The 23,738-nt window shown below is 73.0% G+C and carries 16 protein-coding genes; 7 read left to right on the top strand and 9 right to left on the bottom strand.

The features are described from left to right. Positions 1 to 5: 5 nt before the first annotated feature. Positions 6 to 1,148, top strand: a complete 1,143-nt coding sequence (locus R3E88_19970) for a glycosyltransferase (GenBank protein ID MEZ4218759.1) — start codon at positions 6 to 8, stop codon at positions 1,146 to 1,148. Positions 1,149 to 1,197: 49 nt separating this feature from the next. Here the strand turns inward: R3E88_19970 and R3E88_19965 are convergent, their stop codons facing one another. Further along, positions 1,198 to 1,923: an FkbM family methyltransferase gene (locus R3E88_19965; GenBank protein ID MEZ4218758.1), complete on the bottom strand. Its 726-nt coding sequence runs from the start codon at positions 1,921 to 1,923 to the stop codon at positions 1,198 to 1,200. Between the two features lie 325 nt (positions 1,924 to 2,248). Between R3E88_19965 and R3E88_19960 the strand changes: the two genes are divergently transcribed. Next, positions 2,249 to 2,992: a class I SAM-dependent methyltransferase gene (locus R3E88_19960; GenBank protein MEZ4218757.1), complete on the top strand. Its 744-nt coding sequence runs from the start codon at positions 2,249 to 2,251 to the stop codon at positions 2,990 to 2,992. Here the strand turns inward: R3E88_19960 and R3E88_19955 are convergent. Beyond that, on the bottom strand, positions 2,989 to 4,125 hold the full coding sequence (locus tag R3E88_19955; GenBank protein ID MEZ4218756.1) for a glycosyltransferase family 4 protein: 1,137 nt from the start codon (positions 4,123 to 4,125) through the stop codon (positions 2,989 to 2,991). The genes R3E88_19960 and R3E88_19955 overlap by 4 nt on opposite strands. Next, positions 4,122 to 5,615, bottom strand: coding sequence for an oligosaccharide flippase family protein (locus tag R3E88_19950; protein ID MEZ4218755.1), 1,494 nt, complete (start codon positions 5,613 to 5,615; stop codon positions 4,122 to 4,124). Before R3E88_19950 ends, R3E88_19955 begins: the two co-directional genes overlap by 4 nt. Before the next feature lie 212 nt (positions 5,616 to 5,827). Here R3E88_19950 and R3E88_19945 point away from each other — a divergent pair, with 212 nt between their 5' ends. Continuing rightward, entirely contained in the window at positions 5,828 to 7,087 is a 1,260-nt protein-coding gene (locus R3E88_19945) for a glycosyltransferase family 1 protein (GenBank protein ID MEZ4218754.1), read from the top strand. 36 nt (positions 7,088 to 7,123) lie between these two features. On the opposite strand, the gene R3E88_19940 is transcribed toward R3E88_19945, so the two are convergent. Continuing rightward, a complete protein-coding gene (locus tag R3E88_19940; protein ID MEZ4218753.1) occupies positions 7,124 to 10,276 on the bottom strand; it encodes a hypothetical protein in 3,153 nt (1,050 codons plus the stop codon). Between the two features lie 95 nt (positions 10,277 to 10,371). Here R3E88_19940 and R3E88_19935 point away from each other — a divergent pair, with 95 nt between their 5' ends. Beyond that, on the top strand, positions 10,372 to 11,523 hold the full coding sequence (locus tag R3E88_19935; protein ID MEZ4218752.1) for a glycosyltransferase family 1 protein: 1,152 nt from the start codon (positions 10,372 to 10,374) through the stop codon (positions 11,521 to 11,523). Positions 11,524 to 11,582: 59 nt separating this feature from the next. Then, a complete protein-coding gene (locus R3E88_19930; GenBank protein ID MEZ4218751.1) occupies positions 11,583 to 13,412 on the top strand; it encodes a sulfatase in 1,830 nt (609 codons plus the stop codon). Here the strand turns inward: R3E88_19930 and R3E88_19925 are convergent. The 5 genes from R3E88_19925 to R3E88_19905 are packed head-to-tail and all read right to left on the bottom strand — an operon-like array spanning position 13,400 to position 21,975. Next, on the bottom strand, positions 13,400 to 14,935 hold the full coding sequence (locus tag R3E88_19925) for a hypothetical protein (GenBank protein ID MEZ4218750.1): 1,536 nt from the start codon (positions 14,933 to 14,935) through the stop codon (positions 13,400 to 13,402). The genes R3E88_19930 and R3E88_19925 overlap by 13 nt on opposite strands. Next, a complete protein-coding gene (locus R3E88_19920; protein ID MEZ4218749.1) occupies positions 14,932 to 17,067 on the bottom strand; it encodes a Gfo/Idh/MocA family oxidoreductase in 2,136 nt (711 codons plus the stop codon). Before R3E88_19920 ends, R3E88_19925 begins: the two co-directional genes overlap by 4 nt. Further along, a complete protein-coding gene (gene asnB, locus R3E88_19915) occupies positions 17,064 to 19,007 on the bottom strand; it encodes an asparagine synthase (glutamine-hydrolyzing) (protein ID MEZ4218748.1) in 1,944 nt (647 codons plus the stop codon). Before asnB ends, R3E88_19920 begins: the two co-directional genes overlap by 4 nt. Further along, positions 18,995 to 20,572 (bottom strand): DUF362 domain-containing protein, encoded by a 1,578-nt coding sequence (locus R3E88_19910; GenBank protein ID MEZ4218747.1) that lies wholly within the window; start codon positions 20,570 to 20,572, stop codon positions 18,995 to 18,997. The genes asnB and R3E88_19910 overlap by 13 nt, the downstream gene beginning before the upstream one ends. After that, positions 20,569 to 21,975 (bottom strand): hypothetical protein, encoded by a 1,407-nt coding sequence (locus tag R3E88_19905; protein MEZ4218746.1) that lies wholly within the window; start codon positions 21,973 to 21,975, stop codon positions 20,569 to 20,571. The genes R3E88_19910 and R3E88_19905 overlap by 4 nt, the downstream gene beginning before the upstream one ends. Before the next feature lie 292 nt (positions 21,976 to 22,267). Here R3E88_19905 and R3E88_19900 point away from each other — a divergent pair, with 292 nt between their 5' ends. Then, positions 22,268 to 22,948 (top strand): DUF4956 domain-containing protein, encoded by a 681-nt coding sequence (locus tag R3E88_19900; GenBank protein MEZ4218745.1) that lies wholly within the window; start codon positions 22,268 to 22,270, stop codon positions 22,946 to 22,948. A gap of 4 nt (positions 22,949 to 22,952) precedes the next feature. Beyond that, positions 22,953 to 23,684: a polyphosphate polymerase domain-containing protein gene (locus R3E88_19895; GenBank protein MEZ4218744.1), complete on the top strand. Its 732-nt coding sequence runs from the start codon at positions 22,953 to 22,955 to the stop codon at positions 23,682 to 23,684. Positions 23,685 to 23,738 lie beyond the last annotated feature (54 nt).

The following is a 23,738-nucleotide window of genomic DNA, read 5'->3' as shown; positions in this document are numbered from 1 at the left end:
CCCGCATGCCGCTCGGAACTCCGCCCTCGTCGCGCACGCCGACGGAGCCCGGCGCTCCGCTGCCGAGCGGAGCCGCACTCGTCGTCGGCAAGTTCCTGAGTGACGGGGTCGCGGCTCACATCGCGGATGCGCTCTCCGAGATGGGGTCGCGCGTCGTCCGCTTCGAGACCGGCTTTCCGTTCCGCGTCGATGCGACGCCACTCCGGCGGCGCTTCGAGTCCGTCCGCGCTCGCTTCGCCGACCTCACGAGCGGACTCCCCGCCGCTCGCGCGCGCTTCACACGGCGGCTCGAGCAAGTCGCGCGGAGCGAACCGATCGGCCTGACGATCGTCTGCCACGACTACCTCGATCCCCGAGAGATCGAGCGGGTACGCGAGGCGACCGGTGCGCCCATCGCGCTCTGGTTCCCCGACGCGATCTCGCGCTTCGGGCGCGCGTGGTTCCTGAACGGCCCCTACGACGCGCTCTTCTTCAAGGATCCGTATGCGGTCGACGTGTTGCGCCGAGCCCTCGACAAGCCGGTGTACTACCTGCCCGAGGCGTTCAACCCGAAGGCACACGACGCTCCTCCCCTCACGGACGCTGAACGCGCGACCTTCGGGTGCGACATCTGCACCGCGGGCAACCTCTACACCTATCGCGCGGAGTTCTTTGCGCGACTCGCCGACTACGACGTCAAGCTGTGGGGTCATCCGGCGCCGCTGTGGATGCGTACCGAGGCGATCGCGCCGATGGTGCAGAACCGCTACGTCGCCAATGCGGACAAGGCGCGCGCCTTCCGCGCCGCGAAGGTGTGCATCAACAACCTGAACCCGGCGGAGATCTGGGGTCTCAACGCGCGCGCCTTCGAGATCGCGGGCTGCGGCGGCTTCCAGCTGCTCGACTGGCGCCCGGCGCTCGCGGACCTCTTCGTCGACGGCGAGGAGGTCGTCTCGTTCCGCGACATGGCGGATCTCCGCGCGAAGCTCGACCACTACCTCCCGCGCGAGGAGGAGCGGCGCGCCATCGCCGAGCGCGGCCGCGCGCGCGCGCTGCGCGAGCACACGTTCCGCCACCGGCTCGCGTTGCTGGTCGACACCGTGCTCGGCGGCGCGAGCGGCCACCCGATGCCGCGGATCGAGGCGGTGCGAACGGCCGACCCGCGTTGACGCACCGCCGGATGCGGCTCGTAGCGGGCGCGTCGCTCCGGCGGGTCGTTCAGAGCTGGAAGCGCACGCGCGACAGGCGCGCCAGGAGCTCGTCGTGCGGCCCCCAGCCCGTACGCACCGCGAGGACGTCGCCCGAGCCGGGCCGTACCGCGTCCACGCTCTCGGCGCACACGCCGCGCGGCCCGAGCGCGAAGACGCGATAGCCACCCGCGTCGCGGAGATACGCGAGGATCGACGCATAGGTCGTTCCGGCGCGGTCGAAGTGCGGCGCGTGCGCCTCGAACACGATCGCCGGCGGCGTCGGGGAGGCGAGCAGTCCGGCCGCGCCCCGCAGCACGTCGAGCTCCATTCCTTCGACGTCGATCTTCATCGCGCGCGGCGCTGCACGGCCGGCGAAGAACGCGTCGAGCGTCGCGACCTCGACTTCGACTGCGACGGATGCCGCGTCGTCGCGCGCATAGCGCGAGCTGAGCCCGGAGGAGCCGGGAACGACGTGCAGGGTCAACGTGCTCGGCTCCGCGCCCACGCCCTTGGGCACGACTTCGACCTGCGAGAACCCGTTCTCGACGACGTTGCGCTCGAGCTGCGCACGCGTGCCCGGGACCGGCTCGAACGCGAACACACGGCCGCGATCGCCCACGAGTCGCGCCGCCCACATCGCGTAGACCCCGATGTTGGCTCCGATGTCGACGAACGTGTCCCCCGGTCGCAGTGCAGCGTCGAAGACCGGCGCGAGGGACGGCGCGCCGAACCGGAGCCGCAGCGGCTCGAGCACGCTCGAGTCGACGTGGGGGTTGCCCGCGAACCGAAGTCCGCCCCCCCACTCGCCCTCGATCTCGGCGTCGATGGCGAGAATGCGATCGCGAACGAGGACCTGGAGCGTGTCGCGACCCGGGAAGTCGCGGCAGGCGTGAAGGACGGCGCCGATCCAGCGCAGCGGAGCGAGGTGCGCAGGCGGGCGTGTCGAGGCATCGGACGACAGGCGGACATCCTCGCGCGTTGGAGCGGGAGCGCCGCATTGTAGGAACGAGAGGTGAGGCGTGCTACGCCTCGCCCCGCCGCGCGACCGCGTCGGCCGACGAGCGGGACTGGAGTTCTCGATGAGCGACGCGCTGCGCGAGCGTCTGTACGCGAGCTACGTCTCCGCCGGACAGGCCCACCCGCCGGCCACCCTCGCCGGGCTCGCTCCACGCCTCCCCTACCTGCGCAAGCTCGTCGACGCGCACTTCCCGAGCGACCGCGACGCGCGCGTGCTCGAGGTCGGTTGCGGCTACGGCGCGCTCGTCCACGTCGCGCGCGAGCGCGGCTATGCGAACGTCGCGGGCGTCGACGTGTCGGCAGAGCAGGTCGCTGCTGCGCGGGCGCTCGGGATCGACGACATCGCACACGGCGATGTCCTCGCCGCGCTCGCGGCGCAGCCCGCCGGCGCGCTCGACGCGGTCGTCGCCTTCGACGTGCTCGAGCACTTCTCGCGCGACGAGCTGATCCCGCTCGTCGACGCCGTGCACCGCGCGCTCGCGCCGGGCGGGCGCTGGATCGTGCACGTCCCGAACGGCGAATCGCCCTTCTTCGGCCAGGTCCGGTACGGCGACCTCACGCACGAGCTCGCATTCACGCGCCAGTCGCTGCGCCAGCTGCTGCTCGCCTCGGGCTTCGCGCGCGTCGACGTGTTCGAGGACGCGCCCGTCCCGCACGGCCTGCGCAGCCGCGCGCGCGCGGTCCTCTGGAGCGCGATCCGCACCGCCCTCCGCGTCTGCGCCGCCGCCGAGACGGGCGAGGCCTCGGGCCACGTGTTCACGCGCAACCTGCTCGCGGTCGCCTTCAAGCCCCCGGCAGCCGCCTAACGTTCGTCGCCCAGGTCGAGGGCGGCGAGCAGGTCGCGCCGGAAGCGCGCGTAGCCGAAGCGCTCGCGCGCCTCGGCGAAGGCCGCGCGCCCCATCCGGGCGAGGCGCTCCGCATCGCCGAGCAGTCCGGCGATCGCGGCGCCGATCGCCGCGACGTCGCCGTACGGCACGAGCACGCCCGTCTCGCCGTCGCGCACCACCTCGGCGCCCGCGTCGCGCGTGCTCGCGAGGCACGGGAGCCCGTGCCACATCGCCTCCGCGTACACGAGCCCGAAGCCCTCCTGCCGGCTCGGCATCGCGAAGAGCGACGCGCGCTCGTAGCAGCGCGCCAGCTCGTCGTCCGAGACGCGGCCGAAGAAGCGCACGGCGTCGCCGAGCCCAGCCGCGCGCACCTTCTCTTCGAGGCGCGGTCGATCGTCGCCGTCGCCGACGACCCAGAGCTCGGCGTCGCGGATCGCGGCGCGCACGCGCGGCCACGCCTCGATCAGCTCGTCGTGGCCCTTGCCGCGCTCCTCGGACCAGACGCGCCCGATGATCAGGACGACGGGTGCGTCATGCGCGCGCTCCGCGGCGCCGGTCGCACCCTCGCGCGCGGCCGCCGCCCTCTGCTCGCTCCACCGGTCGGTGAGCCGCGGCTCGATGCACAGCGGCGCGGCGCGCACGCGCGCGGCCGCCGCCGGGAAGCGCTCGCGCACGAAGCGCGCCGTCGTCTGCGAGTTCGCGACGAGGCGCGCCGCACCGAGGAGCGCGCGCTCGTGCGCGCTGCCGGGCTCGATGCGTTCGAGCTCGATGCCATGACACAGGACGGCGTAGGACGGCGTAGGGCCGGGCAGCGCGAGGCTCCGCGCGAGCCCGACGAGATCGAAGAGCAGGAGATCCGGGCGGAGCGCGACGCGCGCGAGCCAGAGCTCTGCCGCGAACAGGGGCTGGCGTGCGCGCGCACGCCACTGCACGCCGCGCGCGGGTGGCGCGGGCGACCGTTCGTCGTCGTAGAGCAGCACGCGATCCGCGCGCTCGACGCGCCCGGCCGCGATCTCCTCGTCGAGGACGCGCGCGATCGTGCGCCCGACCGATGCGATCCCGCCCGGGATCTCGAGGCCCGTCAGCGCGAGCAGCCAGCGCCGCGCGATCACGCCGCCCTCCCCTGCGCGAGCTGCGCGCGGAGGTAGCCGAGCTCGGAGGCGAGCCGGCGCCCTTCGGCCGCGAGCAGCACGACGACGAACGTCGCGCCGATCGCGAACGGCCGGGCGTACCACGCGATCCAGTCCGCGCCGCCGAGCGCGTCGCTCCCCAGCGCCGCCGCCGCGGTGACGAGCGCCGCTGCGAGCGGCACCGCGAACACCGCGCGGTACGACATCGCCGCGAGATCCCGCGTCCAGCGCAACATGAACGCCGTGCCGACGCAGGTCGTGCACGCGACGACGGCCGCGACGGCGGCGAGCTGGTCGAGCCAGGCGGCCGCGATCGTGCCCGGAATCAGGATCGCCGCCTGCACGGCCGAGATGCGCGCGAGGCGCGCTCCCTCGTTGCGCGCGAGGACGAGCACCTTCGTCATCGTGAAGACCGGGAAGACGGCACCGTGGAGGCCGAGCCAGCGCAGCGCGGGTGCGGCCCCCGTCCATTCGTCGCCGAGCACGAGCCGCAGCGTCTCGACCGGCGCGAGCACGAGCACGATCGAGCCGGCGAACATGAGGCGGACGAGGAAGTAGGTCACGAGCTCGTAGGAACGCGCCGAGCGTCGCGCATCGTCCTGCACGCGCGACAGCAGGTTCAGGCTCGCGCGCTCGACGGGGCGCATGACGTAGAGCCCCACGTCGGCGAGGAAGCGCGCGCGGTCGAGCAGCCCGGCCGAAGCATTGCCGAGGAACGCGCCCACCGCGACGCGGTCGACGCGCTCGACGAGCAGGTCGATCACGCGCGCGAGGAAGACGGGCTTCGCGAACCCCATCAGCTGCGCGTACGCATCGCGACCGACGTCGCGACGGAAGCGGTAGCCGGACGCGAGGCTCTCCAGCAAGTAGGTGAGCACGCTCACCAGCACGTCGCGGATCACGAGCGCCCAGGCGCCGACGCCCATCCACGCGACACCGAGGGCCACGACGTTCGGGAGCCCGGTCGCGAGCACCGACGTGCGGGTGACCAGGTCGTAGCGCAGCGTGCGCTCGAGCTTCGCGCGCGGCACCTGCGCGGTGAGCCGGAACCAGCGCGCACCGACGAGCACGACGAGGAAGACCGCCTCCTCGCGGCCGCGCACCGCGAACAGCACGGCCGCGATCGCCGCGCCGGTCGCGATCATTGCCGCGCCGAGCGCGGCGTAGACGGCGAAGGCCGTGTCGTAGAGCCGCTGCGACTCCTCTCGCGCCTGGATGAGGGCCACGCCGAACGAGAACCCCCCGAACAGGCTCAGCACCTCCGTGATCGCGAGAACGAAGGCGAAGAGGCCGAACTCCTCCGGCCCGAGCCAGCGAGCGAGCAGGACGCCGACGACGAGGTTGACGACCGAGACGGCCGTGTTGCCGGCGCCGAGGAGCACGGTCCCGATGAGGAACCGGCGGCCGAGCGCGCCTGCAGCGCCGGGCTCGGTCGCGTCACCGGGGCGAAGCTCGTCGTCGGAACGCGACACGGGACCTCAGATACCACTTCCCCGGGCGGGGGGCCTGCAGCCGCGCGACCCGGCGTTCGGCCGGCATTCCACTGCACATCGGACCGAGCGTTCTCGCGAGGCGAGCGGCGATTCCTGCCACAAACGCCGCCGCGCAGCCACCCCGCACCAGGCAGGCAATCCGGCGCATCGGGCCGGGGCGAGGGAAGGCCGTGGGACGAACGAAGGACGGAGTGCGGCTTCGGGAAACGGACGCGCGCGGCCGGCGCATCGTGATCGACGGCTCGATGGCGAAGGGCGGCGGCGGCTTCACCTATCTCGTCAACATCGTCCCCGAGCTCTCGCGCCAGGCGCCGCGCCACCGCTTCAAGGTGCTGTGCGCGGATGCGCGCGTGGCCGCTGCACTCGCGCCGTGCGCGAACGTCGAGGTCGAGTACCTCGGTGCGCTCGGCCTCCTCGACCGCCTGCGGTTCACGTACCGCCGAGCAGGCCGCCTCGCGCGCGAGTGGGGCGCGGACGCGTACTTCTCCGCCGGCGAGATGGCTCCGCTCGACGCGGGCTGCCCGACCATGGCCGCCTTCCGGAATCCGAACGTGTTCACGCTCGGCGAAGGACAGGGGCTCACCTGGGTCCAGCGCGCGCGCGTCTTCGCGCTGAACGCACTGGCTCGGCTCTCCGCCCGCTGCGCCGACCGCATCCTGTTCGTGAGCCGCGATTCGGCGAGCTGGATCGGCGACGCGATCGGCCTCGAGCCCGCGCGCCGGAAGGTCATCCACCACGGAATCGACGTGGCGCCGTGGCGCGATGCGCGGGAGGAGCGCGAGCCGCACGAGCGCGGGTACATCCTGTCCGTGAGCTCCGTCTATCCCTACAAGAACTACGTGCGACTGATCGAGGCCTGGGTCGAGCTGGCGAAGCGCCGGCCGGACGTTCCCGACCTCGTGATCGTCGGGGACGAGCCGGATGCGGCCGCCGCCGCGGCGATGCGCGAAGCGCGCGACGCCGCGGGCGAGCTCGCCGAAGGCATCCACCTGCTCGGCGAGGTGCCGTACGCGGAGATCCGGCGCTACTACCGCGGCGCGGACCTGTTCGTCTTCCCCTCCTACCTCGAGACCTTCGGGCACCCGCTCCTCGAGGCGATGGCGGCCGACGTCCCGCTCGTCGCCGCCGACATTCCCGTCTTCCGCGAGATTGCGGGCGACGCGGCGTTCTACGCCGATCCCTTCTCGCCGAGCGCACTCGCGAAGGCGATCGAGGAGGCTCTCTTCGCGCGAGGCGCGGCCGAGGCACTCGTGAAACGCGGCCGCGAGCGCGTGACGCAGTTCACCTGGCGTCGGAGTGCCGCGGCCCTGCTCGCCGTGCTCGACGAGCTCGCTGCCGGCGACCGGGACGGCACGGCGGCCCCGGTCGCGGAGGCGGTCCCCTTCGCCGCCCCCGCGCCCGAGCTCGCGCCGCTGCGCATCGCCGCGCGCATCGCGACGGCCGGCGCGTAGTCGCCAGACGGGCGCCGGTCGGCGACCGCCGCCCGCTCACGGGCCCGCGACGCGATCGCGCGAGCGATCGAGACCCTCCTCGATCGTCGCTGGAGTCTCCCATCGCCGAACCAGGCCGCGCGTGTCGAGCGTCCGGACGCGGTGGGCGAGCAGGTAGTGGCCTGTCGCGTCGCGCCGGGCGATGACGCTCTCGGCGTCCGTCTCGACGTCGGCCCCGCATGCACGCGGCGCACCGGCGGCAGTGCCCGGGCGATCGCACACCGACCACCGCTCGTCCCCGATGCGGATCTCGAGTGCGAGGTCCGCCCCCGACGCTCGTACGACGCGGACGGAGTCCTCGCGTTTCGGCCCATCGAGACCTTGCGAGGTCGGCACGAGCACGGCGTCGAACCACAGCTCGTCGCCCGTCTGCGCCGCGCCCGTCCAGCGCGTCGCGATCACCCACGGCGAGCCGCGGCGACACTCGGCGGTCACCGAGGCCTCGAGCGGGTGGCGCGAACAGCCGGGGGGAGGCAGGTAGGATGGCTCCACGAACGCGCGCGCGCGCTGACCGGGGCGACCGACGAGCGACAGCCAGAGATGGCGCGCGGGATTCGCAATCACCCACACGTTCGAGAGTGGAGCGGGGAGCACTGCGTCGAAGTCGTCGCCCATGCGCCCGAGCACCGAGCCCACGTGCCATACGACACCTGCACTCGCGACCATCGGGCCGCCGAACCGGAAGCGATCGCGCACGACGAGAAATCGATTCTTGACGAACAGCACGCGGCGCTGCTCCGTCGCGCGCGCACCGCCGCGGTCCTGCCAGTCGATCGCGGCGATCGTCACACCGCGACCGTCCATCCACTCCGAGACCGACGCCGCCGGCGGCGCCGGCGCGTCCGCGGTCGAGCCGGAATAACGACGGAGGACGGGTACCGACTCGTCGTGACGACGCCGCTCGTGCTCCCAATAGGGCGTCGGCGTGTCCTCGACGAGCAGCGACCCGCCGTCCATGAGCGTCACGAGAGCGCCCGTCTCCTCCTGGCCGTGCCCATACGCGCTGAGGAGGTTGAAAACGGCCGCGAGGTCGTCGGCCGCGAAGCCCGAGCGCAGCACCAGCTTCGAGGGCACGCGCGCCGGGCCGAAGGCGAAGTCCGACCGTCCCTCGACACGGCGCTCGTTCGGCAGGAACGCGCCCTCGCGCCGCTCGACCATGCGCGACCCCTCGCCTTCGAGAAGTACGACGGTCAGCCACCCCGAACCGCTCCCGGACGCGCGACTCGCGAGCTCGAGCGCGGCATCGGCTCGCAGCGCGAGCGTGAGCGCGCGCGGCCCACCGACTCCCGAACGCGACGAGCCCTCGCCGTCCGGCGCGAGCGGGCGGAACTCGACGCGCTGGGCTCCCGCCGGGATCGGTCGACGCTCGGAGAAGACGCGGGTGCCGTCGTCCCTGCGGAGCTCGAGTCGCAGCTCCGTGGCAGTTGCCGTGCGCAGGTCGACGTCGAGACCCGCGAGCGGACCGGCGTCGAGCGGCAGCGCGATCTCGTGGACGAACTCCTCCCCCGGATCGAGCGAGCGCGGCTCCACCGACGCGGGATCGACGAGGCGGCGATCGCGAAGCGCCGTCGGGGCAACCGGCGCGAGCGCCGGATCCGCGTCGAGCCATGCGAGGCCGAGCCACGTGATCGACTTCTGGAGTGACTCCGCGGCGGGCGGCGCATCGGCGACGAAGCGCTGGTGGTAGTCGAAGAGACGCCGGGCGATCCAGCGATACCGAGGCTCGTGCAGGCGCGTCGCGGCGCGCTCGAAGAGCCAGACCAGACCTCCGATCTCGTGCGACGCTCCGACTCCGTCGCCGAACGTCGCCGGCAGCCCGGCCGGGAGGATCGTGTTCGCGAGACCGTCCACGAACAGACGGAATCCGGCGTCTCGCCACAGCTCCTCGTCGCGGCCCGCAGCGTCCGCGTAGAGCAGCAGCGACGGCACGAAGACGGCGCCCGTGTAGCTCGAGGAGTCCTCTCGCGTGTCGCGCACCGACCAGAACGCCGACCAGACCTCGTCCGCATAGGCGCGCCATCGGGGCGCGTCCGGGTCGTCGGGGGAGAGCCGAGCGGAGAGCGCGAAGGCCGCGGCGGCCTGCATCGCGCGATTGAAAGCCCCGTGCTCGCGTTCGGGGAATGCGCGCCGCGCGGCCTCCGCGACGAGCGTTCGGGTGCGCTGGCGATCGTCCGGTCCGAAGCTCGGCGAGGACTCGAGCCAGAGTGCGGCGAGCGCGGGCTCGAGCATCCAGCCGGGCCAGGGCTTCGGCGACGCCTCGCAGCGCCGAGCACAACGGCTGCCGAGTGGATGCACCTCGTGAGAGCACGTCCGCCACGAGTACACCGCGCGCAGCATGTCGCGCGCCGCCCGTGCATGCGTCTCGTCGCATGCGCCGTCGGCGCACGAGATCCGGTACAGCAGCGCCTCGCGCAATGCGTTGCCTCCGTCGGGCTGCCGACAGTTGCGCACGGCATCGGCGCGAACATGGCCCGCGAAGGCGCGGACGCGAGCGAGGTATGCGTCGCGCCCCGCGATCGAGGAGGGCGCCTTCGGCCGGCGCCAGCGCGGCGCTGCGTCGTAGCCATCGTCCGCGATCGAGGGCGAGCCCGCCGGATCGCCGCGATCGAACGTCCGGAACCAGAGGTCGAACCGCGCGTAGGACCGATCGGGAGGGCCGATCACGCCGCCGCGCGGATAGGCGTCTCCACCGACCGGCGAGTGCTTCACGCGGAAGGAGCCGCGCCCGTCGGCGCGCAGCTCGAGGTAGAGCGCGCGCCCGGGCTCGACGGCGAGCATCGGGAAGAAGGAACGCGTCGCGAAGCTCGGTGGTCCCGCGAGATCGACTCGATCGCTCCACAGCGGGTCGCTCGCGACGGTCCGCTCGCGCGAGCCGCGCCATCGCCACAGACCGATCCACCCGGGACGCTCGTCGCGTTGGTTTCCGATCGCGACGTCGAGTCGCGCGAGGAAGGCCCGGTCCGGAACGAACGTCTGGCCGACCGGCGCGCCGGGCCGCACGTGGACGGCGCTCCCGTCGGCCGTCTCGTCCTGATGCTGGTCGAGACGCTCGCCGCCGCCGAAGGGCGAAGGCCAGATGTCCCAGGCGTGCGCGGCGCCGCCACTCGCGAGGAGCGCGCAGACGAGCGCGGTCGAAGGTCGGATCCGCATTCGATCTCTCGTGGGGGAGCCGGCGCGGCGAGGATCGGAGATCGTCGGCACGGCTGCCAGCCGCGGCCCGCACCGGGCCGCTACCCTGCGCCGCCGTGTCCGTCCGCGTGCTCGTCAACGGGCTGTCGCTCGCCTCGACCGGCGGCAGTCGGAGCTATCTGCGCAATCTCCTGCGCGAAGCCGCGCGCGTCGATCGCGGCCTTTCGTTCCACGTTGCCATCGCGCGGGGTCGGCTGTCCGCGGAGGAGGCGGCGGGGCTGCCGAGGATCGAGGTCGACCTGCCCGAGTCGCGCGGCGTGGGCACGCTCGCACGCGTGGCCGTCGAGCAGCTGTGGCTCCCACGCGCCGCGCGCGAGTTCGACGTGCTCTACTGCCCGGCGGACGTCGCCCCCGCGGTCGGCCACGCGCCGACGGTGGTCGCGCTCCGCAATCTCAACATCTACGACCGTCGCTTCTACGACACGCCGCGCACGCGGCTCCTCTTCCGGCTCGTCCGCCGCGGCGTGCGTCGACCGGACGTGCGCGTCGTGACGCCGACGCGCGCCGCCGCCGACGCGATCGGCCCGCTCGTCGGCATCGCCCCGGAGCGTTTCACGATCGTCCCGCACGGGATCGACGCCGCCGCGTTCGAGACGGCGCCAATCGCCGCCGCGGCCGAGGGCCCGCTCCCGCCCTACCTGTTCGTGCCCGCGAACCTCGAGCGACACAAGAATCTCGAGGTCGTCTTCGAGGCGCTGCTCCGCGTCGACCCGCGTGTCGAGTTCTGGATCGCCGGCGGACGCGATCTCGACCCAGGCTGGGCGCGCCATCTCGAATCCGAGGCGCGCCGGCTCGGCGTTGCGAGCCGTGTGCGCTTCCTCGGCGCCGTACCCTACGCCCAGGTGCTCGCGTACTACCGCGGCGCGCTCGCGCTCGTGTTCCCTTCCCTGCTCGAGACCTTCGGGCATCCGCTGCTCGAGGCGATGCTCGCGAGGACACCGATCCTCGCGAGCGACTTGCCGTCGTTCCGCGAGATCGCGGGAGGCGCCGCGCGCTACTTCCGCCCGACCGATCCCGACGACGTCGCACGCGCGATCGAGGACGTGCTCGTCGGGCGGCCCGATGTCGCACGCCGCGTCGAGGTCGGCGCGCGGCGCGTCGCGGAGCTCACCTGGGAACGTTCGGTCGACGCCCTGTGCACCGTCCTCCGCGAGACCGCCGGTGAGGCGCAACCACCCGCGCTTCGCGCTACCCGTCGCGGACCGTGAGCGATGCCGCGGGAGCGTGTGGACCCGACAGTCCCCCACCGGTGTCAGCGGAGAGCGACATGACCGCGAGTGACGGATCCGCAGCGCGACATGGAGGCGTACGTTTCGTCGCCGAGGCGCTCGCCCTTGCCGCCGGCTTCCAGGGCCTCGCGCTCGCGTGCGATCGCTACACGCATCCGGCCGCCGACCTCGTCCCCGTCGCACTCGCCTACGCGGCGCTCGCCGTCGCCCTGCACGCGACGGCTCGTCTCGCAGCGCGGCTCGCACGCCCCCTCGGCGCGGTGGCATCGCTCGGCGTCGCCGCCGTCGCGGTGTGGCACGTCCGCGAGCTCACGCACCGGCCCGACGACGGCGCGAGCGTCCTCGCGGCGACCCTCCTCGGCGGTCTGCTCTACGCGTGGATCGTCGATCGCGGGCGCGCTTCGCTTCCGGCCGCCCCTCTCGCTGCGACGGCCGCATCGGGGTTCATCGCGACGCCCGCGGCGGTATTGCTGGCCTTCCACGCATCGGACGGGTCGCGCTGGCACCTGCTCCGCCACAACACCCTGCTCGGGACGCCCGCGTACTACGCGCTCGCGACGCCGATCGAGGACGTGCGCGAGGCCGAATGGGCGCGCGGCCGCGCGGCGTCGACGAGCGCGCCCGTGGCGCCGTCGCCGCTCGCGAGCGCGAACGGCGACCTCGACCCGCGCAGTCTCGTCTTCGTGCTCGTCGACACCTGGCGAGCGGACTCGCTCGCGGAGTACGGCAACACCACGCACTCGATGCCCGCTCTCGACGCGCTCGCAGCGAAGTGTGTGCGCTTCGCCGACGTGCATGCGAATGCGCCGTGGACGCGTCCGTCGGTGGCCTCGTTCTTCACGGGCCTCCTTCCCGAGGAGCACGGAGCGATCGATCGCGGACTTCGCCTCGCGAGCGGTGCGACGACGCTCGCGGAGGTGATGCGGCGCGCCGGTTACGAGACTGCCGCGTTCGTGGCCAACTACGCGAACGTGGGCATCGCGTCGGGCTTCAGCCGCGGCTTCGACCGGTTCGAGGAGCTCGACTCTCCGACTGCACCGTACGCGCGCGCCACCGACGTGAACGAAGCCGTCCGGCGCTTCCTGGCCGAGCGCGCGCGCACCTCGCCGGGGGCTCGGCCACTGTTCCTGTACGTGCACTACCTCGACCCGCACATGCCTTATCTCAGCGGCGGAAGCGACGCCAACCTCCAGGTGCCGGCCAACGCGCACCGGGCGTACGAGCGCGAGCTGTCGTTCGCGGACGGTCAGGTGAGCGCACTCATCGGCGACGCCGTGCGCGCCCTCGGGCCGTCGACACTCGTGTTCCTCACGTCCGACCACGGCGAGGAGTTCGGCGAGCACGGCGGGCTCGGGCACGGCCTGTCGCTCCATCCCGAGCTGCTCCACCTCCCCGCGATCCTGTGCGCCGAAGACGTCGCCGCGGAGCGGGTCGGGGGACGCCTCGAAGCCCGCGACTTCTTCGACCTCCTTCCTCGACTCGCCGCCCGCCCGCGCGGCGAGCGCGTGGAATCCCTCGATCGCTGGGTCGACGCGCGCGTTCGCCTTCGGCGCGACGAGCGCTACGCATCGTCGTACATCCGGACTCCGTCCGCGTGGCATCGCCCGTACCAGACGCTGATCGTGCAACGCGGAATCGACCTCGCTGACGCGAAGCTCGTCTGGTCCGGCTACGGGGAGACGACGCAGGTCTACGACCTCCTGCGCGATCCGACCGAGCATCGGGACGTCGCCGGAAGCGATCGAGCGCGACTGGACCGACTGCGAGCGGCGCTCGAGGCGGCGGTTCCGTACTGGCACCCCGTCGAGAGCGACACCGAATCCGACATCCCGATCGAGCTGCTGCGAAACCTCGGCTACGCGGAGTAGGGTTCCGCTCCTCGCGCCGCAGGCCGCCCACCGAGCACGAAGCGGACGATCAGGTGCGCGGCGACGATCGGGATCAATGCGAAGACGAAGCCGTTGATCAGGCCCGTGAGCGCGCCCTGCAGGCTCAGCAGGATCGTCCACAACGCGGTGACGGCCGTGATCAGCGCGACCGTCGGTGCGTTCGGCCGGAACACCATCTCGCTCATCAGGCGGAAGAGCATCCCGATCACCAGCATCCCGAGGATGATGCCGGGCCACCCGAAGTTGAAGAAGAGCTCCCCGACCTGCGACGGCCCTGTCTGCGACGTCACGATCGGGCCCGCGCCGTAGTTGTCGGTGACCCACTGCCCGATCGTGGTGATCGGCTTGTCCGGCCAGACGATGCGCGGGATGTAGGAGATGAACACGAGCCCGACGGTCCAGCCTCCCTGGAACGGGACCGCGTCGGGCGTGTCGCGCACGATCACGGACAGGATGCCGAGCGCACTCATGCGCGACGACGTCGCGTTCAGCCCGGCGAGGAGGTACTCGCCCCAGTCGACCGAGCTCACGAACGCGGACAACAATCCGATGGCGCGACCGGGATTGCGGAGCACCTCGACCGCGCCGAGCTGGTTCCCGACCTGGACGACGTCGCGGTAGAACTGCGCGATCGGATACAGGAACGTGATCGCCACGAGGCCGCCGAGGAACCACGAGATTCGCACGCGTCGGGTGGTCACGATGTGGGCGAGTGCGATGGTCGCGAGCGGGGCGAGCACGAGCTTCTTCGAGCCCGTGAAGAAGGCGAAGCCCATCGACGGCGGCAACATCACCAGGAGAAGCAGGACCGCGGCGCGCGAGCGGTGTCGGAGCGCCGCGATGACGAGCATGCCGTTGCCGAGGTAGTAGCTCGAGCTGAGGGTGCCGAGGAAGCCCGTCCCGAGGTCGCGCGGAAGCAGTCCGAACTGACCGAGCAGGAAGATCAGCCACCCGAACGCGATCATCAGCACGGCGATGAGCAGGGTGTTCGCGTAGCCCCAGTCGTACCGCGGCGACGGCAGCACGGCCGCCGCGACCTTGCCGAGCGGCAGTGCGAAGCCCGCGAGCACCGAGCACAGCGCGACGAGCGCGGCGAGCTGACCGTTGACGATGTCGGCCGGGGCGATGTTGATGAGGCGATCGCGCTGGAAGCCCTCGTGGTCGCTCCAGAAGTACTCCGGGAACACCGGCAGCACGAAGTACACGAGGAAGGCGAGCGCGAAGAGGGAGATGAACAGGTGGCGACGGCTCGCCGGGAGCAGCGCCTGGACGGCGATGGGCAGGACGCCGACGACGAACGTGAACATGGCGATCACCACCATGGTCATCTCGTCGCCGCGAGTCCCCGACGCGAACGCGATGCCGCACACGAGGAACGCGACCGCGGGGATCGCCGCGAACAGGATCGCCGCGAGGCGGAGGTCGGGCCCGCCCTCGGTGCGCCGCCGCGCGGGCTCCGCCGGTGCCGCGCCGGACATCGGGACGGGCGCGGCCTCGCTCATCCCGCGACCTCGACCGCCCGCCCCGTCTCGATCGACTCGAGCACGGCGAACGTCGCGCGCGCGCCGGCGACGATCTCGTCGAGCGGGATGGGCGACGGCGCACCGGCGCGGACGGCCTCGACGGCGGCAGCGAGCGCCGCCTCCTGGCCCTTGTCCTGGTTCACCGTGGTGAGCCCGCGCGCACCGTGGCCCGTCGTCGAGCGGAAGTTCTCGCAGCGCATCGTGCGCCCCTCGCCCGAGACCTCGAAGCGTTCCTTGGGGAGCTCCGCGCTCGCGCGCGCGAGGTAGCCGATGCTCGCGACCGAGCCGTCGGCGAAGCCGAGCTGCACGACGACCGAGTCGTCGCGCTCCGGGTCGCGGCCGAGCGCCTGCGCGAACACGCGCGCGGGCGGCGCGCCGACGAGGTGCGTGCACAGGTCGACGAAGTGGCAGAGCTCGCCGACGACGCGCCCGCCGCCGGTGCGCGGGTCGGTGATCCAGGTGCCGGCGGGAGGCGGCCCGGCCGCCACCGTGTACTGGATCGAGAGCGGCGCGCCGCGCCCGGCGAACGCGTCCCGCACCGCGCGCACGTGCGCCGAGGCGCGCCGGTTGTAGCCGACGGTGAGGAAGCCGCCGGTCTCGCGCGCGGCGGCGGCGACGGCGTCGACCTCGTCGAGATCGAGGCCGACCGGCTTCTCGAGCCACACGGCCTTGCCCGCGCGCAGCGCGCGGCACGCGAGCTCCGCGTGCGAGTCGTGCCGCGTCGCGATGACGACGAGGTCGACCGACGGATCGGCGAGCGCGTCGTCGGGGTCCGTCGCGCAGCGCGCGAAGCCGAAGCGCTCCGCCGTCTTGCGCGCCGAGGCGCCCGTCGCCGTCACGAGCGAGACGGGCCGCACGGCCGCGCCGCGCCCGAGCGCCGGCAGCAGCACGCCCTTCGCGTAGGTGCCCGCGCCGAGGAAGGCGACGCCGACGGAGTCCTTCGCCTCGCGCGGCGACGCGAGCTCGATGCGGCGCGCCGCCGACGCGGCGTCCGGCGCATAGCGGAAGAGCACCGAGAGCGCGGCGCTCCGCCCGCTCGCGAGCGACTCGTAGCTCGCGACGGCGTCGTCGAAGGCGACCGTCTCGGCGCCGAGCCGCTTCGGGTCGACGCTGCCCGCGCGCACGAGCGCGAGGAACGCGCCGAGGTTGCGGTTCTCCGTCCAGCGCACGTAGGCGAGCGGGTAGTCGTAGCCCTGCTCCTCGTAGCGGTAGTCGTAGCGGCCGGGGCCGTACGACTTGCTGACCGCGAGCTCGAGCTCCTTGTCGTAGAAGACGCGGCGGTCGAGCTCCATCGGCATCGCGCCGACGACCGCGATGCGCCCGCGCGCGCGACAGAGATCGGCCGCGAGCGCGATCGGCGCCGACGAATCGGCGGACGCGGCGACGACCGCGAGGTCGGCGCCGTGCCCCTCGGTCGCGACGTCCTTCCACGACGGCGCGATCGAGCCGGGCGCGGCGACCCACTCGGCGCCGTTGTCGAGCGCGAGCTTCGCGCGCGCCTCGTTGGTGTCGACGCCGAGCACGCGGCAGCCCGCCGCGCGCAGGAGCTGCACGGCGAGCTGGCCGATCAGGCCGAGCCCGACGACCACCGCGACCTCGCCGAGCTCGGGGCGCGCGAGGCGCACGCCCTGCATCGCGATCGCACCCACGGTCGCGAACGCCGCATCGTCGAGGCCGACGCCGTCGGGCGCGCGCGCGACGAGGTTCTCGGGCACGACGACGAGCTCGGCGTGATTCGCATAGCCGGCGCCCGCGCACGCGACGCGGTCGCCGGGCGCGAGGCCGCGCACGCCCGGGCCGCACTCCTCGACGACGCCCGCGCTCGAGTATCCGAGCGGCTGCGGCGCGTCGAGCCGCCCGAGCACGGCGCGATAGGTCTGGAGCGGGCCCTCGTGGCGCAGCTTGCGGACCACCTGCCTCACGAGGTCGGGCCGGCTCTGCGCCTTGCCGAGCAGCGACTTGCGCGCGAACTCCATCGCCATCTTCTCGGTGCCGGGCGACATCACCGAGTAGTGCGTGCGCACGAGCACCTGGCCCGGCCCCGGCGTCGGAGCCGGCACCTCGACGAGCTCGAGCGCGCCGCTGCGCGGCGTCTGGACGACCTGCTTCACCGCGTCCTCCGGGACTCGACGCGCGGCGCGAGCGCCGGCGCGGGCACGTCGACGAACATGCGGCACCACAGCTCGATGCACATCAGCGAGAAGATCGTGTAGCTCGCGTCCTGGCGCCGGGCGCGATCGGCGTCGACCAGCGCGCGCACGCCGGCCGGGTCGAAGAGCCCGCGCGCCTCGAGCGCCCGCTCCGCGAGCAGCTCGTCGACGAGCGGAGCGAGCTCGCTGCGGAGCCAGTTGCGCAGCGGCGCGCCGAAGCCCGTCTTGCCGCGATAGAGCACCTCGCGCGGCAGGTACGGCGCCATCGCGCGCCGCAGCACCCACTTGCCGGTGTTGCCGCGCTGCTTGTACCCGACGGGCAGGCGGGCCACGAGCGCGACGAGCTCGGGGTCGAGGAGCGGCACGCGCACCTCGACGCCGTTCGCCATCGACACCTTGTCGACGTAGTTCAGGTTGTGGTCCGCGAGGAAGAACTTCGTCTCGAGGAAGAGCATGCGATTGAGCGGGGCGACGCTCCTCGGCAGCCCGTCGAGCGCGCGCAGCACTGGGCTGCGCGGCGAGCGCGCGAACTCCTCGCGCAGCCGCGGGTGGAAGACGGGCGCGAGCTGGTCGCCGTCGATCCACTGGAAGTAGGAGGCGAGCCGGTCGTCGCCGTCGAGGTCCGCATAGCGAAAGGCCTTCGACAGCCGGCGCAGGAACTCGTTGGCGGGGCGCACGTGGCCGGCCGCGGTCGCGAGCGCGCGCCGCGCCGGAAGCGGCAGCCAGCTCCAGTAGCGCTCGATCGTGAGCGCGCGGTGGCGGCGGTAGCCCGTGAACACGTCGTCGCCGCCCGCGCCGGAGAGCAGCACCTTGATGCCGTGCTCGCGCGCGAGCCGGCTGATGAACAGCGCGTTGATGGGCGCCGGGTCCGCCTGCGGCTCGTCGAGGTGGAACACCATGTTGGGCAGCTCGTCGACCATCTCCGGGCCCACGTAGATCGTGTGCAGGTCGACGTCGAGGTGCTTGGCCACGCGCTGCGCGTACGGCAGGTCCTCGGCCATGCCCTCGACCTCGGCGCGCGCGTCCTTGAAGCCGATCGTGAAGCACTGCAGGCGCTGCGTGCCCATCGCGCGCTGCGCGAGCGCGACGACCGCGCTCGAGTCGAGCCCGCCCGACAGGAAGGCGCCGACCGGCACGTCGGCGACGAGCTGTCGCTCGACGGCGCGCGTCAGGTACTTGCGCACCTGCACGACGGCGTCGCCCTTCGGCCAGTCGACGATCTCCTGCTCGTACGGGAGCTCGTAGAACTTCCAGTGGCGCTCGACGCGCCCGTCGCGCACGCGCAGCGCGTGCCCGGGCTCGAGCTTGCGCACGGACTTCAGCATCGTGAGCGGCGACGGCGTCCACAGGTAGGTGAGGTGGTGGCGCACGCTCTCGTGGTCGAGCTCGCGCGAGATCGAGGGCTCCTGCAGCAGCGCCTTCATCTCGCTCGCGAACACGAAGCCGCGCGAGGTCTCCGCCCAGTACAGCGGCTTCACGCCGAGGCCGTCGCGCACGACGAGCAGCGAGTCGTCGCGCGAGTCGTGCAGCGCGAAGGCGTAGATGCCGTTGAGACGGCTCATCATCTTGTCGCCGTCGCGCAGGTAGAGGTTCAGCAGCACCTCGGTGTCGCAGTCGCTGCGGAACGCGTAGCCGTCGGCGACGAGCTCGTCGCGCAGCTCGCGGTAGTTGTAGATCTCGCCGTTGTAGACGACCGTGACGGTGCCCGTCGCGTCGACCATCGGCTGGTGGCCGCGCGGCGAGAGGTCGATGATCGAGAGCCGCCGGTGCGCGAGCCCGATGCCGGCGGCGACGTCGAACGCCGTGCCCGCGTCGTCGGGCCCGCGGTGCACGATCGCCGCGTTCATGCGGTCGAGCAGGGCCGCGTCGAAGCGGCCGGAGAAGCCGGCTATCCCGCACATCGCGCCGTCTCCCCCGCCTGCCGGCTCTCGCCGTCCACGCGCGCGCCGCCCTCGGGCCCGCGCGCCTCGACGTGACCGCGCCAGCCCGGATGCGGCGCGAAGGCCGCATCGGCCGACACCGCGTCGAGCCCGAGCGTTCGGGGCGCGTCCGAGCCTTCGTCGAACGCGACCACCCGCACGTCGCCGGGCGCCCCGACCGACGTGACGGGCAGCGGGCCGCCTCGGCGCAGCGCCTCCGCGATCTTGGGGATCCGCTCGGCCTCGAAGCCCATGAGGCGCACGGCGACGAGGTCGAGCGCGACGGGGTCGGTCGAGGCCACGACGCAGCCGAGCGCGCGGTCGCGCGGCGCGAGCGGCCCCTCGCCCTCCCCGGCCACCACCCCGTCGAGCACCGTGAGCACCGGCCGCACGGGCGCAGAGGCGTCGAAGTGCGCGCCGGACGCGTCGCTGTAGTAGAGCGCGCGGTTCAGGTCGAGGCACATGCGCCAGGTCGTCCGGTTGCCGTGCCAGTTGCCGCTGCGCACGAAGTCGGCGCCGCGCGCGCGATCCTCGGCGCGCCGCACCGCGCGCACGATCCGCGTGCCGATGCCGCGCGAGAGCAGGCGCCGCGCGACCTCGGTCGCGCGGCTGCGCCAGCGGTCGAGGGCGCCGCTTCCCGGATACTCGTCGCCGCCCTCGTCGACGCCGCCGACGCAGTGGTGGGGCAGCAGGTTCTTGTCGCCGTTGATGCCGACGAGGTTCTTGAGCGCGAGCGTGACGCCCGTCTTCTTGTGCGTCTTGAGCTTGGGCAGGTTCACGACGAGGTCGGACGCGAGCACCGTCTCGGACAGCAGGTACGCGTGCCGGCCCCCCGAGTGGTGGCCGGTGGTCGGGCCGGGGTCGTAGTCGGCGCCGCGGAAGCGCGCGGGGTCGAGGCCCGAGCCCTCGAACGCGCTGCGCGCGCCGAGGTCGACGAGGCGGTAGCCGGCCGGGTCGCCGGGCAGCGCGCGCCGCTCGACGATCACGCCGTCCTCGTAGCGCACGCACTCGCGGCGCAGGTCGACGACCTCGAGCTCGCGCCCGAGTCGCGCGCGGTAGTGCGCGACGAGCTCGGGAAGACCGGCGAAGCGTGCGACGACGTCCCAGTCGCAGTCGTGCTGCGGAGCCTCGGCGACGACGACGCTGCCCGCCTCGCCCGCCGCGAGCCAGGCGTAGTCCGCGACGGCGCGCAGCACGGAGCCGTGCGTCACGAGCGAGTCGAGCGTGCCCTCCGCGCACGGGTTCCAGTGCCGGATGAAGTTGGGCTTCAACACGATGCGGCTGCCCGGCGCCGCGAGCGCGCCGAGCGGGTTCCACGAAGCGGTGCCGAAGCGCGCTCGGTCGAGGCCCGCTCCCGCGAGCGCGCGGCGCACGGCGGCGTAGACGGGGCTCGGCGCGCCGACGGCACCGGCGGGATCGGCGAGGCCGCCGGCGACGAGCTCGGGCCAGGCCACGCCCGGGCCGAACGGCGGCGCGAGCCCGGCATAGCTCGGGCGCGCGCGCGCGAGGCCGACGTCGGGCCGCATGGCCGCCTCGGCCGCCGTCACGGGGCGTTCCTCCCGACCCTCGACTTCACCGCGCGGAACTTGCCGTTCGGCTCGCGCGGGATCGACGACACGAGCCGGATGCGGATGCCGATCTCGCTGCCGAGCCGCGAGCGGATCTCGCGGATCACGCTGCGCTCGCTCGCCTCGCTGTAGTCGTCGCGCGGGACGATCAGCACCTCGATCTCGCCCGTGTCGCGCTGGCGGATCTGCGCCTCCGCCACGGCGAGCTGCTCCTTGAACACGTGGTCCATGCGGCCGACGAGGCGACCGTCCGGCGTGAGCACGTAGTCCTCGATGCGCCCGTCGACCTCGAGGAACGAGTCGCCCTCGCGCCCGCACGCGCACGGCTTCTTGGCGCGCGTGCCGACGTCGCCGATCCGGTAGCGGAACATCGGCGTCGCATCGTGCGAGAGGCCCGTGATCAGCAGCGGCCCGCGCTCGTACTCGTCCGTCTCCTCCGTCACCTCGACCTCGACGATGCAGAACTCCATGTCGACGTGGAGTCGGCCGGCCTCGCACTGCGTCATCGAGACGGCGAACTCGCTCACGCCGTAGCGGTCGCGGATCGGCGCGCCGAACGCGCGCTCGATCGCCTCGCGCTGGAACGCGAGCAGCGACTCCGACGACGTGAAGACGCACGCGAGCCGGCCCGGGGGCAGCGGCCGGCCCGCCTCGAGCATCGCGCGCGCGACCAGGTGGATCGACGACGGATAGCCCTGCACGTAGCGCGCGGGCGAGGCGTGGACGGCGTCGACGTAGTCGCGGAGATTCGTCGGCGTCATGTGGTAGATCGAGAAGAGCGTCTGGCGTCCGTAGTAGTTGATCCGCCAGAACGGCGGCGTCGACTGGTCGAACGGCACGAGCATCTGGCCCGCGAACGACAGGTACGGGTCCTTGACGTCGACGCCGACGGAGCGCCGCATGCGCCACACCGTCGCGTACTCCTCCGCGAGCGTCTCGGGCGAGTGCCACAGCGTGAGCGCCGTGCCCGTCGTGCCGCTCGTCTGCGCGGTGTAGAGCCGGTGCACGGGAACGAGGCGCGAGAGGAAGGCCTCGGGCTGGTCGCGGTAGGCGCGCTTCTCGAGCGGCGGGATGGCGCGCAGCGTCGCGCGCATCGCGTCCTGCGGATCGCGCGCGTCGGACGGCGGAGGCAGGTCGCGGTAGTAGGGGACGTTCGCGCGCGCGTTGCGCACGAGGGCGTCGAGCCGCTCGCGCTGCAGCGCGTGGAGCTCGCCGAGCGTGCGCCCCGGCGAGCGCGTCCAGTCGCCGAGCGTCCGGTAGAAGTGCCGATTGAAGCGCGACCGGAAGCGCACGTAGCCGGCGGCCGTGCACGCGGCGTTCTGGAGCGCGATCGGGAGGCGCGGGTAGACGCGCTTGTTGAGTGCGTTCGCGATCGGGTTCAACGCGTCCCACTCCGTGCCGTCCGACGCCGCGGGCGCGAGCCGCGCGTCGGAAGTGCGTGGCCCGAAACCGCCATTGCGTAGCGGAGTGCGCGCGCGTTCCGCGGGCGCCTTCCGCCGCGCTGCCGGTGCGCTTCCGCCCCGATGCGGAGGCACGGCCGCGCCGGAGCGCCGTCTTTCTACAGGATGGTAGAGTCCGCCGCCCGCGCACGGGGCCGCGCGTCGGCAGCTGCGCCGCCGCCGTGCTACCTCCCCGCCCCCGGTCCACTGCGCGTCGAGGGAGTGGTCAGCGACGATGAACGGCCTCGGGCTCGATCTCCCCGTCGGCGCGCCGCTCTCGCTGACGGCGCTCGTCATCGCGCTCGCCATCGGGTCCGTGCTGTCGGTCGTCCTGCGCTGGCACTTCGAGCGCTTCGGGTCGACGCTCTCGAACCGCGGCGAGTTCGCGCAGGTCTTCCCGCTGATCGTGCTCACGACGGTCCTGATCATCACCGTCGTGAAGAGCTCGCTCGCGCTCTCGCTCGGCCTCGTGGGCGCGCTGTCGATCGTGCGCTTCCGCACGCCCATCAAGGAGCCCGAAGAGCTCGCCTACCTCTTCATCGCGATCGGCAGCGGTCTCGGGCTCGGCGCCGACCAGTTCGTCCCGACCGTCGCGGCCTTCGCGATCATCCTCGGCGTCGTCACGTTCCTGCGCTGGAGCCGCCGCGGCCGCGAGCACACGGGCCTCTACCTGTCGATCGACTGGCCGGACGACGGCGCGCCGCGCCCGCTCGAGGCGCTCTCGGCCGTCGTGTCCGAGAGCGCGGCCGCGGCCGACCTGCGCCGCGTCGACACGCGCGACGGCGGCTTCTCGGTCACCTACTTCGTCGACGTCGCGAGCCCCGAGGTCGTGAGCCGCATGGTCGAGGCCATCCGCGCGCGCTTCCCCGGCGCGGGCATCACCTTCGTCGACCAGAACCAGCTGCCGAGCGTGTGAGCGCGTGAGCGAGGCGCTCGCGATCCCGCGCCCGTCGGGCCCGCCCCCGCTCGAGGCGCTCCGCTACGAGATCAAGTTCGTCGCGCCCGCGCACCAGCGCGACTTCGTGCTCGAGTGGGTGCGCGGCCACTGGGCCGGCTTCGTCGAGCCCTACCCGCCGCGCCGCATCAACAACGTCTACTTCGACAGCTACACGCTCGCGACCTTCCACGAGAACCTCTCGGGAACGAGCCGCCGCTCGAAGGTGCGCTGGCGCTGGTACGGCGACACGCACGAGCCCGAGCGCGGCACGCTCGAGATCAAGCGCCGCCGCGGCGGACTCGGCTGGAAGCTCTCCTACCGCACGGCCGGCCTCGACCTGCGCGCCACCACCCCGGGCGGCTGGCTCGCGCGAAGACGCGCGCTGCGCGCCTCGCTCCCTCCCGCGGGCCGCGTCTGGCTCGACGCGCACCCGCTCGCCGTCCTGATCAACCGCTACGACCGACGCTATTTCCTCTCCGGCGACGGCGCCGTCCGCCTCACCGTCGACTGGAACCAGCGCGTCCACGACCAGAAGCTCCGCGACACGCCCAACCTCGAGCGCCGCGCCAACCTCCCCGACACGATCGTCGTCGAGCTCAAGTTCCCAGTCGCCGAGCACGCCCACGCGAACGCGATCGTCCAGGGCTTCCCGCTCCGCCTCGCGAGAAACTCGAAGTACGTGATCGGCGTGCAGGCGATCTCGCGGGGTGGGTGACGGCGTCGCGACGTCGCGCGCGACGCGGTGGAGTCACACCGACTGACTGAAGCG

Source organism: Myxococcota bacterium, assembly GCA_041389495.1.
Classification (GTDB): domain Bacteria; phylum Myxococcota_A; class UBA9160; order UBA9160; family UBA4427; genus JAWKRT01.
The sequence above is the reverse complement of the archived record's forward strand: the minus strand, read 5'-3'. Positions and strand labels throughout refer to the sequence as shown.